At 61.7% G+C, this 15,301-nt stretch carries 13 protein-coding genes; 6 read left to right on the top strand and 7 right to left on the bottom strand.

The window, feature by feature from the left end:
• Positions 1-112: 112 nt before the first annotated feature.
• Together glpK and I6L48_RS17615 are read right to left on the bottom strand one after the other, a co-directional pair.
• A complete protein-coding gene (glpK, locus tag I6L48_RS17620; RefSeq protein WP_043155270.1) occupies positions 113-1,615 on the bottom strand; it encodes a glycerol kinase GlpK in 1,503 nt (500 codons plus the stop codon).
• A 54-nt stretch (positions 1,616-1,669) separates the two neighbouring features.
• Positions 1,670-2,518, bottom strand: a complete 849-nt coding sequence (locus I6L48_RS17615; RefSeq protein WP_042880435.1) for an MIP/aquaporin family protein — start codon at positions 2,516-2,518, stop codon at positions 1,670-1,672.
• Between the two features lie 490 nt (positions 2,519-3,008).
• Between I6L48_RS17615 and glpT the strand changes: the two genes are divergently transcribed.
• The 6 genes from glpT to tyrA all read left to right on the top strand — a co-directional run bounded on the left by glpT (position 3,009) and on the right by tyrA (position 11,046).
• Entirely contained in the window at positions 3,009-4,364 is a 1,356-nt protein-coding gene (gene glpT / locus I6L48_RS17610; RefSeq protein WP_041212777.1) for a glycerol-3-phosphate transporter, read from the top strand.
• A gap of 101 nt (positions 4,365-4,465) precedes the next feature.
• Positions 4,466-5,224: a DeoR/GlpR family transcriptional regulator gene (locus tag I6L48_RS17605; RefSeq protein ID WP_010674233.1), complete on the top strand. Its 759-nt coding sequence runs from the start codon at positions 4,466-4,468 to the stop codon at positions 5,222-5,224.
• 449 nt (positions 5,225-5,673) lie between these two features.
• Complete coding sequence (glpD, locus tag I6L48_RS17600; RefSeq protein ID WP_113070456.1) at positions 5,674-7,161, top strand: glycerol-3-phosphate dehydrogenase; 1,488 nt, start codon at positions 5,674-5,676, stop codon at positions 7,159-7,161.
• Positions 7,162-7,263: 102 nt separating this feature from the next.
• Positions 7,264-8,343, top strand: coding sequence for a glycerophosphodiester phosphodiesterase (gene glpQ / locus I6L48_RS17595; protein ID WP_042880437.1), 1,080 nt, complete (start codon positions 7,264-7,266; stop codon positions 8,341-8,343).
• 371 nt (positions 8,344-8,714) lie between these two features.
• Positions 8,715-9,788, top strand: a complete 1,074-nt coding sequence (locus tag I6L48_RS17590) for a 3-deoxy-7-phosphoheptulonate synthase (RefSeq protein ID WP_010674236.1) — start codon at positions 8,715-8,717, stop codon at positions 9,786-9,788.
• A gap of 118 nt (positions 9,789-9,906) precedes the next feature.
• Complete coding sequence (gene tyrA / locus I6L48_RS17585; RefSeq protein WP_113070455.1) at positions 9,907-11,046, top strand: bifunctional chorismate mutase/prephenate dehydrogenase; 1,140 nt, start codon at positions 9,907-9,909, stop codon at positions 11,044-11,046.
• Between the two features lie 114 nt (positions 11,047-11,160).
• On the opposite strand, the gene hdfR is transcribed toward tyrA, so the two are convergent.
• From hdfR to I6L48_RS17560, 5 genes are all read right to left on the bottom strand, one after another.
• Entirely contained in the window at positions 11,161-12,036 is an 876-nt protein-coding gene (gene hdfR, locus I6L48_RS17580) for an HTH-type transcriptional regulator HdfR (protein ID WP_039038620.1), read from the bottom strand.
• Positions 12,036-12,392 carry a DUF413 domain-containing protein gene (locus I6L48_RS17575; protein WP_010674239.1) on the bottom strand — a complete coding sequence of 119 codons (357 nt, stop codon included), beginning with the start codon at positions 12,390-12,392 and terminating at the stop codon, positions 12,036-12,038. Before I6L48_RS17575 ends, hdfR begins: the two co-directional genes overlap by 1 nt.
• Before the next feature lie 291 nt (positions 12,393-12,683).
• A complete protein-coding gene (gene eco, locus I6L48_RS17570; RefSeq protein ID WP_010674240.1) occupies positions 12,684-13,166 on the bottom strand; it encodes a serine protease inhibitor ecotin in 483 nt (160 codons plus the stop codon).
• Positions 13,167-13,360: 194 nt separating this feature from the next.
• The gene (locus tag I6L48_RS17565) at positions 13,361-13,918 is read right to left on the bottom strand and encodes a DUF1566 domain-containing protein (protein WP_042880439.1); all 558 of its coding nucleotides are present in this window, start codon (positions 13,916-13,918) and stop codon (positions 13,361-13,363) included.
• Entirely contained in the window at positions 13,915-15,282 is a 1,368-nt protein-coding gene (locus tag I6L48_RS17560; protein WP_216987548.1) for a DUF1566 domain-containing protein, read from the bottom strand. Before I6L48_RS17560 ends, I6L48_RS17565 begins: the two co-directional genes overlap by 4 nt.
• Positions 15,283-15,301: the final 19 nt, after the last annotated feature.

Here is a 15,301-nt window from a genome sequence, read left to right as displayed (position 1 = left end):
GGAGGGCTGGGGTCGGGGGCGGTCAGAACAGTCGTGCTCGCCAATAAAAAGAGGCCGACATCGCTGTCGGCCTCTTTGCTTTTTTCATCTCAAGGACGCGTTGGTTACCCCATCACTCCTCTTCGGCCCAGCGGCGTGAGCGTTCCACCGCCTTCTTCCAGCCGCTGTAGCGCTTGGCGCGATCGTCGCGGTCCATCTGCGGAATGAACTCGCGGTCCACGCTGAACTTGTCTTCCAGCTCGTCGGAGCTCTTCCAGAAGCCCACGGCGAGGCCGGCCAGGAAGGCGGCGCCCATGGCGGTGGTCTCGATGCGGGTCGGACGCACCACAGGGGTGTGCATCATGTCGGCCTGGAACTGCATCAGGAAGTCGTTGGCCACGGCGCCGCCATCCACCTTCAGGGCTGCCAGCTTGATGCCGGAGTCCTGCTGCATGGCATCCAGCACGTCGCGGCTCTGGTAGGCGATGGATTCGAGCGCCGCACGGATGATGTGGTTGCGGTTGGCGCCACGGGTCAGGCCGACCATGGTGCCGCGAGCATACGGATCCCAGTAGGGGGCGCCCAGGCCCACGAAGGCCGGCACCAGGTAGACACCGTTGGTGTCGCCTACCTTGCTCGCGAAGTAGTCGGTATCGCGGGCATCGTGGATGATCTTGAGCTCATCGCGCAGCCACTGGATGGTGGCGCCACCCATAAATACCGCACCCTCGAGGGCATAATTCACTTCCCCTTTCGGGCCGATGGCGACCGTGGTCAGCAGGCCGTTGCTGGAGCGAACCGGCTCGGTGCCGGTGTTCATCAGCATGAAGCAGCCGGTACCGTAGGTGTTCTTGGCCATCCCTTTTTCGAAGCAGAGCTGGCCGAACAGGGCGGACTGCTGGTCACCGGCGATACCGGCGATGGGGATGCGGGCGCCGCCGCCACGGGTGGTGTAGCCATAGACCTCGGAGGAGGGTTTGACTTGCGGCAGCATGGAGGCGGGGATGCCCAGCTCGTCCAGCATGCGCTCATCCCACTTCAGGTCGCGGATGTTGTAGAGCATGGTGCGCGAGGCGTTGGTCGGGTCGGTGACGTGCACCTCGCCGTTGGTCATCTTCCACACCAGCCAGGTGTCGATGGTGCCGAACAAGAGCTCGCCGTTCATCGCCTTCTCCCGGGCCCCTTCCACGTTGTCCAGGATCCACTTCACCTTGGTGCCGGAGAAGTAGGCGTCCAGCACCAGACCGGTGTTTTCACGAACGTACTCTTCCAGGCCGCGCGCTTTCAGTTCTTCACAGATGGCGGCGGTACGGCGACACTGCCAGACGATGGCGTTGTAGATGGGCTTGCCGGTGGCCTTTTCCCAGACGACGGTGGTTTCACGCTGGTTGGTGATGCCGATGGCGGCGATCTGCTCGCTGTGCAGGCCGCTCTTGGCCAGCACTTCGGTGAAGACGGAGGACTGGGTCGCCCAGATCTCCATGGGGTCGTGCTCGACCCAGCCCGCTTTCGGGTAGTGCTGGGTGAATTCGCGCTGGGAGGTCGCGACGATGTTGGCGTCCTGATCGAAGACAATGGCACGGGAGGAGGTGGTGCCCTGGTCCAGCGCAACGACAAATTTCTTTTCAGCAGACATGATGTTCTCCACGTTTTTATTTTCCACGTTGTTACACGTTGGGGAGGGCCGCTCTCAGGCGGCGGCCTCTTCTTTGTTAGACAGCTTGGAGGCTTCTTCGGTGGCGACGCGGTTGCCCGGGACGCAGGGAGCCAGCACTTTCACATACAGGGCGGTACCGATCTGGGCGCCGACGATGGGGCCAAGGATGGGGACCCAGAAGTAGGGGTTGTCACGACCACCGGTCAGGGCCACGTCACCCCAGCCAGCCACGAAGGCGAACAGTTTGGGGCCGAAATCACGGGCCGGGTTCATGGCAAAGCCGGTCAAGGGGCCGAGGGAGGCGCCGATCACCGCGATCAGGATGCCGATGAGCAGGGCGGCGGCGAAGCCTTTGGGGGCGCCGTTGTTGTTGTCACCCAGTGCCATGATGCCCAGCATCAGGACGGCGGTGATCACCATCTCGACCGCGAAAGCCTGCATGTTGGAGAGCAGGGCATTGGGGTAGGTGGAGAAGATGCCTGCGGTGCCGAGGCTCTCGACGCTGCCGCGCACCACGTTGTGGGTCAGCTCCCACTGGGTGAACAGGTTGCTGTAGAGGGCGTAGACCAGGGCGGCGGAGGCGAATGCCCCGGCTATCTGGGCGATGATGAAGGGCACCACCTTGCGCTTGTCAAAGCCGCAGAAGGTCATCAGTGCCAGGGTCACGGCAGGGTTGAGGTGGGCACCGGAGATGCCACCGGTGACATAGATGGCGATGGCGACACCCAGGCCCCAGGTAATGGAGATTTCCCATTGCCCGAAGTTGGCGCCAGCCAGCACCAGGGCGGCCACGCAGCCGACGCCGAAGAAGATCAGCAGGCCGGTGCCGATAAACTCGGCGAGGCACTCGCCAAGCAGGGTATTGGGTCTTTGTATGCTCATAGTTGTTATTCCTTATATCCACCCACAGTAGGTTTGATGTTCCGTTTTGTTATCTTTCATTCCCATTCATTGCGCCCGAAAACGTTTCTTCTTGTTTTTTGAGCTTGCGCAAACGTTATGCTCGTTTGCGCTCGTTCTTGGACGAGAGAGAAAATAAACCTTCTGCGTCAATTCACCATACCCCCGCCACCGGAAATGTGGGCAAGATCCCATTCATTGCTAAGAAAATGTGACGAAAAGCAACAGTTGTCGGCCATATTACTCCTTAGTGAGTAGCCAAAAGCCACGCCATGCGTGGGCTGACCCTGGATGCGCGTTCACTCACAGCGTCACAATTTTTGTAATAAAACTGCAATAATTTAGCGCTCATCACAGATTAAATGTTCACAAATGAGCACAATAGGCTCGCTTGCGAATCAAGACGCGTCTGATCGCCGGCATGAGCGGGGCGTCCTCAACCGCCCAGAACAACAATAAAAGGAAGCAGAACATGCTTAGTCTCTTCAGGCCTGCACCCCATATCGACCGGCTGCCGGCCGACAAGGTGGATCCCTTCTATAAACGCATGCGTTGGCAGGTGTTCTTCGGGATCTTCTTCGGGTATGCGGGTTACTACCTGGTACGGAAAAACTTCAGTCTGGCGATGCCCTACCTCATCGAGCAGGGCTTCTCCCGCGGGGATCTTGGTCTGGCCCTCTCCGGGGTCTCCATCGCCTACGGTCTCTCCAAATTCCTGATGGGGAACGTGTCGGACAGATCCAACGCGCGCTACTTCCTCTCCGCCGGTCTGCTGCTCTCGGCAGGCATCATGTTCATGATGGGGACCATGCACTGGGCTACCTCCAGTATTGGCATCATGTTCGTGCTCCTGTTCCTGAACGGCTGGGCACAGGGCATGGGCTGGCCCCCCTGCGGCCGTACCATGGTGCACTGGTGGTCGCAGAAGGAGCGGGGTGAGATCGTCTCGGTCTGGAACGTGGCCCACAACGTGGGCGGCGGCATGATAGGCCCCCTGTTCATCCTCGGCATGGGCTGGTTCAACGACTGGCGCAGCGCCTTCTATGTGCCTGCGGCGGCGGCGGCGGCCATCGCGGTGATCGCCTTCTTCGTGATGCGCGATACCCCGCAATCGGTCGGGCTGCCCCCCATCGAGGAGTACAAGAACGACTACCCGAAGGATTACAACGAAAGCCACGAGCAGGAGTTCTCCGCCAAGGAGATCTTCATGAAGTACGTGCTGCACAACAAGCTGCTCTGGTACATCGCCATCGCCAACGCCTTCGTCTACCTCATCCGTTACGGCGTGCTGGACTGGGCGCCCACCTATCTGAAAGAGGCCAAGGACTTCAGCGTGGATCACTCCTCCTGGGCCTACTTCCTCTATGAGTGGGCGGGGATCCCGGGCACCCTGCTGTGCGGCTGGATCTCCGACAAGATGTTCAAGGGCCGCCGCGCCCCGGCAGGCATCCTGTTCATGGTGCTGGTGACCCTTTCCGTGCTGGTCTACTGGTTCAACCCGGCGGGCAACCCGACCATCGACATGATGGCCCTGGTCGCCATCGGCTTCCTCATCTATGGCCCCGTCATGCTGATCGGCCTCTACGCCCTGGAGCTGGCGCCCAAGAAGGCGGCCGGTACCGCGGCGGGCTTCACCGGCCTGTTCGGTTATCTGGGTGGCGCGGTCGCGGCCAACGCCATGCTGGGCTATACCGTTGACCACTTCGGCTGGGACGGCGGCTTCATGGTGCTCACCGTCTCCTGCGTGCTCTCCATCATCCTGCTGGCCATGACCCTCAAGCACGAGAACGAGTCGATTGCCGCCAAGGCGGCTGCCCATAAGGCATAAAACGTGATCCTGCCCTTATCGATTGGAAAAGGGATCAGGTACACTGCCAAAGGCCCCGCACCTGCCGGGGCCTTTTTTCGTCTCATCTGCGGAGTGCAAGCGTGAAGCAAACCCAACGACATCTGGAGATCCTGGACGTCCTGACCCGGCAGGGTTTCGTCTCGACCGACGATCTGGTGACCCATTTTGACGTCAGCCCCCAGACTATTCGCCGGGATCTCAACGATCTCGCCGAACAGAACAAGATCCGGCGCCATCACGGCGGGGCCTCATTGCATTCGAGCACCGTCAACACCGCCTACAGCGCCCGCAAGGTGATGCAGCTCAAGGAGAAGGAGCGCATCGCCCGGGAAGTGGCCGCCAACATCCCCGACGGCTCGTCGCTCTTTATCGACATCGGCACCACCACCGAGGCCATCGCCCGTGCCCTGCTCGACCACCGGGAGCTGCGCGTGGTCACCAACAACCTGAACGTCGCCAGCATCCTGACCGCCAAGGATGACTTCACCGTCATCATCGCCGGCGGTGAAATTCGCAACCGGGATGGCGGCATTGTCGGGGAGGCGACCCGCGACTTCATCGGCCAGTTTCGCATGGACTACGGCGTCATCGGCATCTCGGGCATCGACAGCGACGGCTCCCTGCTCGATTTCGACTATCACGAGGTGAAGATCGCCCAGGCCATCATCGCCCACTCCCGCCAGGTGTTCCTGGCCGCCGACCACACCAAGTTTGGCCGCAACGCCATGGTCAACCTCGGCAACCTCAACCAGATCCACGCCCTGTTCACGGATCAGGAGCCGCCGGAGAAGCTGATGCGACTGATGTCCCAGCATCAGATCGCCTGCCATATCTGCTGAGCTTCCCCGCACAGGCATCAGGCCGCCTCGGGGCGGCCGCTTTTTTTCCTGCCCCTCCCGGCCTGCGGCGTCTCCCTTGCGGCGCCTAAGAGGCCAGTTCCTGGCGCTGACACTCCTTCATTTGACCCCCTGATGTTGCCCCCGCACTCGGGCGCCAGGTTTGCACCGACGCTAGGCGCCTGTGAGGGATTCACGCCATGGCGCTCATCACTTTGCCTCATGGCCTCCCCATCCGTGACTCTTTGTTCTCCTCCCAGCCCGAAGTGGCTGTTTCCGGCAGACCTTAGCCTTGCCAGGCCGTCACCGACTGGCAGCATTTTTAGCATTGTGAAAACAATCGCGATCACATTTCTCTCACGAAATGTTCGTTTATTGGTTTTTCATGTTCTAATATGAGCGAAATCAAACATTGCTGTCATGGCAAACACAAAATAAGAAAGTAGGTGAACATGAGCGAACATTATGATCTGGTCGTCGTCGGCGGCGGCATCAACGGGGTCGGCATCGCGGCAGATGCGGCGGGGCGGGGGCTGAAGGTGGCGCTGTTCGAGGCGAGCGATCTCGCCTCTGCCACCTCGTCCAACTCCAGCAAGCTGATCCACGGCGGCCTGCGCTACCTCGAACATTACGAATTCCGGCTGGTGAAAGAGGCGCTGGCGGAGCGGGAGGTCCTGCTCGGTATGGCTCCCCACATCGCCCGTCCCATGCGTTTTCGTCTGCCTCATCGCCCGCACCTGCGTCCGGCCTGGATGATCCGAGCCGGTCTCTTCCTTTATGACAACCTGGCCAAGCGGGACAAGCTCAAGGGGAGTTGCGGTCTGCGCTTCCTGCCGCAGGACGGTCTCAAGAGCGGCATCAACAAGGGCTTTGAATACTCGGACGCCTGGGTCGACGACGCCCGGCTGGTGGTGCTCAATGCCATGCTGGCGCGGGACAAGGGCGCCGATGTGCAGACCCGTACCCGCTGCGTCAAGGCGGTGCGCGGATCCAAGCACTGGACCCTGACGCTGGAGCGGGAAGGGGGCGAGCAGTTCACCGTCAGCTGCCGTGGTCTGGTCAATGCGGCGGGCCCCTGGGTCAAGACCTTCTATGACGAGAGCCTGAGCGAGAAATCCCCCCGCGGCATTCGCCTCATCAAGGGGAGCCACATGATAGTGCCGCGCATCCATGAGCGCGAAGAGGCCTACATCCTGCAAAACGAGGACAACCGCATCGTCTTCGTCATCCCCTACCAGCAGGACTATTCCCTCATCGGCACCACGGACGTGGAGCACAAGGGCAGTCCGCGGGAGGCCAAGATCAGCGATGCCGAGATCAACTACCTGTGCAAGGTGGTCAATGCCCACTTCACCAGGCAGATAAGCCCGGCAGACGTGGTGTGGACCTATGCCGGGGTGCGCCCCCTGTGTGACGACGAATCTGATTCACCCCAGGCGGTGACCCGGGACTACACGCTCGAGCTCAGTGGTGAATCCGACGGCGCGCCGCTCTTGTCGGTGTTTGGCGGCAAGCTCACCACCTACCGCAAGCTGGCCCAGGCCGCCTGCAACAAGCTCAAGCCCTGGTTCAGCCAGATGGGAGAGGACTGGACCGCCAACAGCCGGCTGCCCGGTGGCGAGTTCGACTGCTCGGTGCGTGAACTGGCGCGAGCCTTTGCGCTGGAATTCGACTGGCTCGACGATCGCAGCGCCCTGCGCATCGCCGAATCCTATGGCGCTCATGCCCGCCTCTGGCTGAAGGAGGAGCGCGGCCAGCACTTTGGCGCCGGGCTGTATGAATCCGAAGTGCGCTATCTCATCGCGCGCGAATGGGCTCACTCCCTGGAGGACATCCTGTGGCGCCGCAGCAAGCTGGGGCTGCGCCTGTCGGAATCCGAACAGCAGCAGCTCGGTGCCTGGCTGCACGAACACCACCACGCCCTGCCCAAGGCCAGCTGATGACCCACGGCGGGCGGCCTTTGCCGTCCGCCGTCAAACTGCAATAAACCCCTGCTATAACAATTACCTGCATCCTACACACCATAACAACGAGATCTCTTGATGAAGCAACCTCACCGTACCCTGATAGCCCTTGGCCTCGGGGCTGCCCTGGCGCTGCCTGCACTGGCGGCCGACGAAGGCAAAATCGTGATCGCCCACCGTGGTGCCTCCGGTTACCTGCCGGAACACACCCTGGAATCCAAGGCCCTGGCCTATGGCATGGGCGCCGACTATCTGGAGCAGGACCTGGTGATGACCAAGGATGACCAGCTGGTGGTGATGCACGATCACTTCCTTGATGGCATCACGGACGTGGCCGAGCGCTTCCCCGGCCGGGCCCGCCCGGACGGTCGCTACTATGTGGTGGATTTCACCCTGGAGGAGGTGCGCTCCCTGCGCATGACCGAGCCGTTCCAGCTGGTGGACGGCAAGCAGGTGCCGGTCTATCCGGCGCGCTTCCCGCTGTGGAAGTCGAGCTTCAGGATCCACACCTTCCAGGAAGAGATCGAGATGATCCAGGGGCTCAACAAGAGCACCGGCAAGCACATCGGCATCTACCCGGAGATCAAGGCTCCCTGGCTGTTCCGCCACGAGGGCAAGGACATCTCCAGGGCGGTGCTCAAGGTACTGAAGGAGTACGGCTACACCAGCAAGAGCGACAAGGTCTATCTGCAGTGTTTCGATGCCAACGAGCTCAAGCGCATCAACAGCGAACTGATGCCCGCCATGGGTATGGACTTGAAGTTGGTGCAGCTGATGGCCGAGACCGACTGGAACGAGACCATGGTCTACGATGCCAAGGGCAAGGCAACCCCCTATGACTACGACTGGATGTTCAAGCCGGGGGCCATGAAGACCATCGCCACCTATGCCGAGGGGATAGGTCCCTGGAAACCCATGGTGGTGACCGAGCCGGGCACTCCCGGCAAGCCGGTCTTCACCGGCATGGTGAAAGAGGCCCACGCGGCCGGTCTCAAGGTGCATCCTTATACCTTCCGTCAGGATGAGGGGCAGATCCCGGCCTATGCGAAAGACTTCACCGACCTGCTCAACATCTTCCTCTACCAGGCCGATGTGGATGGGGTATTCAGCGACTTCCCCGACAAGGCGGTCGAGGCTATCAAGGCTCACGGTAAATAATAAAAGAAGAGCAACACGGGAATGCAAGCGGGGCCAGGTGCCCCGCTTTTTTGTGCCCGGCATTATCGCCGGGATGAGGGGCCGGATAAGGGGCCATGAGAGGGGGCAGAGAGATGATATTGAAATGGATGCGTGTAATTAAATCTTTACGATTTGGAGCTGGTTTGGCCTCGCGAGTCGCTACTTTTGAGTTGTTTCACTCTGCATTCTTGGTCATTTATCCATCTTTCAGCGTGCAAATACGCTAGTTTCACTTGATTGTTTGTTTTTCCTTGGTAAGGTGGGGGCGGTTGCGTAACAAAGCGCTGACTTGTGTAAACAAAAACGAACGGTCAGTGCCCTTGGCTTGAAACAGTAGAGAGAATGAGAAGATGCAAAGAGATCCCCTGAACAACATCCATATCCAGTCCGAACAAGTGATGATCACGCCTGCCCAGCTCAAGGAGAAACTGCCCATCTCCGATCGCGCGCTGGCATTCGTGCAAGGGGCCCGCAATACCATCGCCGACATCATCCACCGTCGCGATCACCGCTTGCTGGTGATCTGTGGTCCCTGCTCCATCCACGACATGGACGCTGCCAAAGAGTACGCAACCAGACTCAAAGCGCTGCATGACGCCTATCAGGACTCTCTCTACATTGTCATGCGGGTCTACTTTGAGAAGCCGCGCACCACGGTCGGTTGGAAGGGCTTTATCAACGATCCGAACCTGGACGGCACCTTTGACGTGGAGCTGGGTTTGCACCGCGCCCGCGAGCTGCTCTGCTGGCTGGCCGAGCTGGAGTTGCCGCTGGCGACCGAGGCGCTCGACCCCATCAGCCCGCAATACCTGGCGGAGCTCTTCTCCTGGTCTGCCATCGGTGCCCGCACCACCGAATCCCAGACCCACAGGGAGATGGCCTCCGGCCTCTCCATGCCGGTTGGCTTCAAGAACGGCACCGACGGCAACCTCGGCACCGCCATCAATGCGCTGCAGGCCGCTTCCAGCCCCCACGCCTTCATGGGGATCAACCAGCAGGGTCAGGTCGCGCTGCTGCAGACCCAGGGCAACCCGGATGGCCATGTGATCCTGCGCGGCGGCAAGCACCCGAATTACGATTCCGTCAATGTGTCGCTGGCGGAAGAGGCGCTGGAGAAGGCGGGTCTGCTGCCCGGTCTGGTGGTGGATTGCAGCCATGGCAACTCCAGCAAGGATCACCGGCTGCAGCCCAAGGTGGCCGACAACGTCATTCACCAGATCCAGGAGGGCAACCGCTCCATCATCGGGGTGATGCTCGAATCCAACCTGTTCGAAGGCAACCAGTCCAGCGAGCAGCCCAAGTGCGAGATGCGCTACGGCGTCTCCATCACCGATGCCTGCATCGACTGGGAGACCACGGATGCGCTGCTGGCCCGCTGCCACAGCCAGCTGGCGGCACCACTTTTGGCCAGAACATCGGCATAAGCCGTGGTATCTTGTTGTAACTGATTGAACCATCGAGGTATCACTGCCCACGCAGTGATACCTTGTTGCCTCTTGAATGACAGGGCGTCGCTGCGGGCGGCGCCAGCAGGGACTGGACATGGCGGAAGAGTTGAATGCCCTCAGGGACAAGATAGATGCGGTGGACAAGCAGCTGATTGATCTGCTGGCCGCCCGTCTCGCCCTGGTGGGGGAAGTGGGGGAAGTGAAGAGCCGGTACGGCCTGCCTATCTATGCACCGGATCGGGAGGCGAGCATGCTGGCCCGCCGCCGCGCCGAGGCCGAGGCACTGGGGGTGCCGGGGGACCTTATCGAGGATGTGCTGCGCCGGGTGATGCGCGAGTCCTATATTCTGGAGTCCGCCAGCGACAAGGAGCACCACTTCAAGTGCATGAAGCCTGAGCTCGGCAAGGTGGTGATCATCGGTGGCCAGGGGCAGCTTGGGCGTCTGTTCGGCAACCTGTTCAGCCTCTCGGGCTACCGGGTCGAAACCCTGGGTCAGGCCGATTGGCCGCGCGCCGACGAGATCCTGTACGGCGCCGGGCTGGTGATGGTGGCGGTGCCCATCGACGTCACCTGCCAGGTGATCGACCGGCTCGGCAACCTGCCGGCGGACTGCCTGCTGGTGGACGTGACCAGCGTCAAGAGTGAACCGCTTGCCCATATGCTGGCGGTACACCAGGGGCCGGTGCTGGGGCTGCACCCCATGTTCGGGCCGGACGTGGCGAGCCTCGCCAAGCAGGTGATCGTCTGCTGTCAGGGGCGCGAGCCCGCCGCCAGCCAGTGGCTGCTGGAGCAGATGACCATCTGGGGGGCGCGTTTGCAGCAGGTGGAGGCCAGGGCCCACGACGAGGCGATGACCTTCATTCAGGCGCTGCGCCACTTCGCCACCTTCGCCTACGGCTGGCATCTCTCCCGCGAGCAGGCCAACATCGACCGCCTGCTTGCCTTAAGCTCTCCTATCTACCGGCTGGAGCTGGCCATGGTGGGACGGCTGTTTGCCCAGGATCCCCATCTCTACGCCGACATCATACTGTCGTCGCCCCAGAACCTCGCGATGATCCGCCGCTACTACCAGAACTTCGGCGAGGCGCTGGGCCTGCTGGAGCGGGGAGACAGGGAGGGCTTCATCGAGGCCTTCAGCCAGGTCTCCGGCTTCTTCGGCGAGCGGGCGGAGGAGTTCCTGCGCGAGAGCCGTACCCTGCTGGCGCAGGCCAACGATCGTCGTCATCACGGCTGATGCACAAAGACATCCATATAAAAGGGGCCTGATGGCCCCTTTTTCATGTTGTTTGTGCTGCACCGATAACCAGGGTAGATGAAAACACAGGTCTGGGCGTGAAATCGCCCTGTTTCATTCGGCAGGCGGTTGACGCAAGTCGGCGTCATGCCAGCCCAGCGGCAGGGTGAGCAGCTGATCGATCAGCTCCCGGCGGTCGGATTTCTCCAGATAGGCGAGGTAGAGCGGGCGGCTCAGGGATTGGCCCCCTTCCACCAGATGAAGCTGCCCCTGCTCCAGGAAGGGGCTCACCATGCGCCTTGGCAGGTAGGCGGCGCCGCCGTTGGCCAGCACGAATTGCAGGGCCATGCTGGCGGAGCTTGAATGCAGAACTGGGGTCTTCTGCAGGCTCTGCAATCGGCTCGATGGCGGTTCGAAGCTGGTGCCCCAGTCGAGATGAATGTGGGGCATCTGCATCAGGCTGTCGGCGTTTGCGGCCGGCTCCCGGCTCACCAGTTCGAACACCAGCTCGCCGATGGGGTGCAGGGCAATCTCGTCGATCTTGGTCGGCTCGGAGAGCAGGGCCAGATCGAGGGAGCGCTCCAGCAACTGGCGACAGAGGTGCTCGCGGGAGGCCGTTTCGAGGCGCACCGCGAGGCCGGGGGCCAGGGCATAGACATGGTTGAGCCAGTCGTTGAAGTCGAGCTCCCAGAAGACGGCGGGGGCGCCGATGGCAAGCTGCTGGCTGAAACCGGGGGAGAGGGCCACGTCCTGCTTGGCGCGCCCCAAAGTATGCAGAATGGCGTCTGCGTAGGGCAGCAGACGCTCACCGGAGGCAGTCAGGCGGATGTTGTTGCGATGACGGGCAAACAGGCTGACCCCGAGTTGCTGCTCGAGCTGGCGGATCCGGAAGCTCACCGCCGACTGGGTCAGGTAGAGATTTTCAGCCGCCCGGCCAAAGTGCCGGGTCTTGCTGACCTCGATGAAGGTCCGAAGCAGCTCGGTATCCATTAATCGAGGGACTCGTCGCTGCCGCCACCGCCGCCTTCAAAGCTGCCACCCGCATCTTCATTGGCGCCGCCAGCGACGGTGCACAGACGGTGCACGCGCTTGGGACCAATCACCTTCAGGTATTTGAACCACACCTTGGCGTGGGGGTTGTTGCCGGCTGCGCCGGATTTGACCTGTTCGATAAAGGCACTTTCTACGTCATCGCGCGGGGCCAGGTTGCCCTGATAGAGCGCCAGCATCACGGTGCCATATTTCTCCAGACTGTCCGCTTCGGCCACGGTGAATTCGCCACTGCGACGCAGGCCACGGGGAAAATGTTTGAAGTCGTTGAAACGCTTGTCTGATTCGAAGCTCATAGTGCTCTTGTTCTGGTTAGTTTGACCTTTGCGGGCAAGTATCATCAGGCCGTCGCAGAGTGCAAAATCAATTTTCTTACTATGTTAATAAATATCTTTTATCGAACAGGGTTTGTCGCATCCCGCGGGGGCATTTTGCGGTGCGCTGCACAAAAAAGCCTGAAAAATAGTGGAGTTATGTCAGATTTTGTACAGGAAAAACCGCTCAAAAACGGGCTCGGAAGCTAAAAATAAGGCGCCGTATGGCGCCTTTTTGTCATCATGACTGAGCTGAACCCGAGTGCGCGGCACTCACTCAATCATGGCGGGCTGTGCCAGGTTGTCGGCACGCCACAGACGATAGCGCACCTCGTACTCCTGGGGCACATAGATGACGAAGGGCAGCTTGGAGTTGTAGTTCACGAAGAAGCCCTGACCGTAGATCTGGACGAAACTCTCCTTCTTCTGGCCGTCCGGGCAGGCCATCAGGGTGCTGACGGGGCCGGTGACCTGGCCCAGGGTCAGGTAGTTGTAACCCCAGCCCTTGACGCTGTGCTGTTCCAGATTGCCCGCAAAGCGGGGCAGGTTGCAGTCGACCAGCATCTTCTTGCCGACTTGCAGCTCGACCATCATGTCGGCTTCGTTCTCGACTTCCGGCAGACGGATCACGACACGTTCCTGGTTCACTTCGGCGGCGGGGAACATGCTGATATCAAATTTTTTCGGTTCGGCGGCGAAGGCATGGCCACCCAATAACAAGGCGCCCAGCAGGCTAAAACGCAACACGGTTTTCATCTGTACCTCTTGGGATTGGTTCAACGCCGCTAGACTAACCGCTCTGCCGGTTTCACGCCAGCGCTGCGGCGTGCAAAACCGCCCTGAACAGGCATCACATGACGCAATTTGATGCTTTTTTGACGGCCAGGGTCACCCTGGCGCTTCTTGCCTCGTGTCAAACAGGGGGCCGGGTGACCCCCATGGCCAGGCTGTCACTTCACCAGCAGAACCTGTTTCGCCCAAGAGCGGGGGGCGCGCTGGGCGACGGAGCCGCTGGTGATGTCCAGGTAAGCGACGCCCTGAAGGGCCGGCACCGGGGTGGAGGACCAGAGATAGACATAGCCGTCGTTCACCTCCTTGCCATCCCCGGCCATGGCGCGGGGGAAGATGGTTTCGTTCAATGCCGGTTTGTAACAGGCGGACTCCAGAATGCTGGCGAGCTCCTTGATGGTGGGCAGGCGCCAGTCGTGATGACCACCAAAGCCATACAGGGCATGGCTCGGTTCGGTGCGGATCCGTTCCGCCGTCTGCAGTGCCTGTTGCCAGTAGAGGCGGGTGGGTTCCCCCTCGCAGCTCTGGTTGCGCCAGGTCTGGCCGAGCTGGCAGCGCATCCAGGTCAGACCGGTGCCCCTGTCGGTGACGGTGCCGTTGCCGTGATCCTGGAAACGGGCGGTGGGGCTGGTACGGGGCAGGGCGTCGTCGCAGATGGCGATGGCCAGTGCCAGGGGGCTGCACAGGGTGAGCAGCAGGGTCAGAAGATACTTGTTCATCGGGTTACCTCGGCCACCAGGCGCAGTTGCAGACCGTTGGCGTCATTGCTGTTTTGAACTGAGGTGGGATAGTCGGCACCGGCGTCCTCGCCGAGGAAGATGTGGGCGATGGCGCTCAGAGGCGCGCTCTCCAGCCGACGGGACGGGGTCAGGGTCTGGCTCCAGTAATAGCCATCGAAGCCATTGAGTCCGGTGCCGACATCGGGGAAGTAGCGCACATCCAGGGTGACGAGCTGGCCATCCTGGCGGGCGAGGGAGCCGTAGTGCTGCAAACTCATCAGCTCACGGGCGTGGGGCAGGCGCCAGTGGGTGATGCCGCACAGTTGCTGTGCATTGAGCCACTGACGGTACTGCTCCGTGGTGCAGATGGCCTCCCCCTCGGGACAGGCGTAATCCCGCTCCTCCTGGGTCGGGTGATAGTTGTCGAACTCCCAGGCGAAGGTGCGGTGCAGATCCCTCGGACTGTCCGGATCCGCCAGCTTCTTCTCCCAGACGAGGCCGGTATTGAGATCCTCCACGCACTCCCACTCGTCGGCATTGTCCGCCAGGGGTTGCCCCTTGCCGTCCAGCTTGCGATAGCGCAGGGGCGCCAGGCCCAGGCTCGCCTCCTGGCCCGGGTGATCGGCAGGCTCCTGGGTCAGCAGATAATCCACCCCGTCCGTGTAGGTAGTGACGCCACCTGCGGTCACCAACGCCCGGGGTTGCTGCTGCTGCAGCACGGCGGCGAGTCTGGCCTGCTGGCTCAGGAGCTCGGGGCTTGCGGCAAAGTGCCGGGCGAGCTCGGGCAGCAGGGTGACCAGCCCCTGCCAGATCTGCAGGCGGCGCTCGCTGGCGGCAAAGGTGGGCAGGGTGGCCTTGTCATCTAAGGCGGCGAGGGCCAGCTCGGCGAGGGCGCGGTTGAAGTCGCCCAGCTGCGCCAGTGCCGCCAGATCTGGGCCGGGGTGAAGGGGGGCCAGGGCGAGCAGCACGTCCGTCAGGGCCTGAGCCGGTGGCAGCCCGTCCGAGATACGCGTCTGCAGCAGGGTGCTGAGGGGGCTGGGGGTGAGGTGCTGGTTGTCCTGGCGAGCCGCCGGGTGGGCCAGGGGCAGGGCGGCGGGATCCGCCGGAATGAACAGCAGGGGAGTGGTGAGCAGATCAGGGGGGCGCCGGGTCAGGGAGTGGGCACCGGCCTCGCCGCTGACGGCGGGCTCATTGGCTTCGCAGCCGTCGTTCTGGTTCAGGTTGATGCACAGGGTGCCCGCAGCGGGCAGGCTGACCGTCAGGCGATAGTCCGGCGCGGTCAGGGGAGCCTCGTCCGAACCGCCGCCACAGGCGCTGAGCAGGGGGGCCAGCAGGCAGACGATCGGGGTCATTCTCATGGTCATGGTGTGTCCTTGGAGGGGC

Origin of the sequence: Aeromonas sp. FDAARGOS 1418 (genome assembly GCF_019048585.1) — a bacterium.
GTDB lineage: Bacteria > Pseudomonadota > Gammaproteobacteria > Enterobacterales > Aeromonadaceae > Aeromonas > Aeromonas caviae.
The sequence above is the reverse complement of the archived record's forward strand: the minus strand, read 5'-3'. Positions and strand labels throughout refer to the sequence as shown.

What these genes read in the sequence shown, in the direction of transcription:
- glpK (WP_043155270.1), bottom strand. Translation starts at nt 1,615, where the DNA reads ATGTCTGCTGAAAAGAAATTTGTCGTTGCGCTGGACCAGGGCACCACC.
- I6L48_RS17615 (WP_042880435.1), bottom strand. Translation starts at nt 2,518, where the DNA reads ATGAGCATACAAAGACCCAATACCCTGCTTGGCGAGTGCCTCGCCGAG.
- glpT (WP_041212777.1), top strand. Translation starts at nt 3,009, where the DNA reads ATGCTTAGTCTCTTCAGGCCTGCACCCCATATCGACCGGCTGCCGGCC.
- glpD (WP_113070456.1), top strand. Translation starts at nt 5,674, where the DNA reads ATGAGCGAACATTATGATCTGGTCGTCGTCGGCGGCGGCATCAACGGG.
- glpQ (WP_042880437.1), top strand. Translation starts at nt 7,264, where the DNA reads ATGAAGCAACCTCACCGTACCCTGATAGCCCTTGGCCTCGGGGCTGCC.
- I6L48_RS17590 (WP_010674236.1), top strand. Translation starts at nt 8,715, where the DNA reads ATGCAAAGAGATCCCCTGAACAACATCCATATCCAGTCCGAACAAGTG.
- tyrA (WP_113070455.1), top strand. Translation starts at nt 9,907, where the DNA reads ATGGCGGAAGAGTTGAATGCCCTCAGGGACAAGATAGATGCGGTGGAC.
- hdfR (WP_039038620.1), bottom strand. Translation starts at nt 12,036, where the DNA reads ATGGATACCGAGCTGCTTCGGACCTTCATCGAGGTCAGCAAGACCCGG.
- I6L48_RS17575 (WP_010674239.1), bottom strand. Translation starts at nt 12,392, where the DNA reads ATGAGCTTCGAATCAGACAAGCGTTTCAACGACTTCAAACATTTTCCC.
- eco (WP_010674240.1), bottom strand. Translation starts at nt 13,166, where the DNA reads ATGAAAACCGTGTTGCGTTTTAGCCTGCTGGGCGCCTTGTTATTGGGT.
- I6L48_RS17565 (WP_042880439.1), bottom strand. Translation starts at nt 13,918, where the DNA reads ATGAACAAGTATCTTCTGACCCTGCTGCTCACCCTGTGCAGCCCCCTG.
- I6L48_RS17560 (WP_216987548.1), bottom strand. Translation starts at nt 15,282, where the DNA reads ATGACCATGAGAATGACCCCGATCGTCTGCCTGCTGGCCCCCCTGCTC.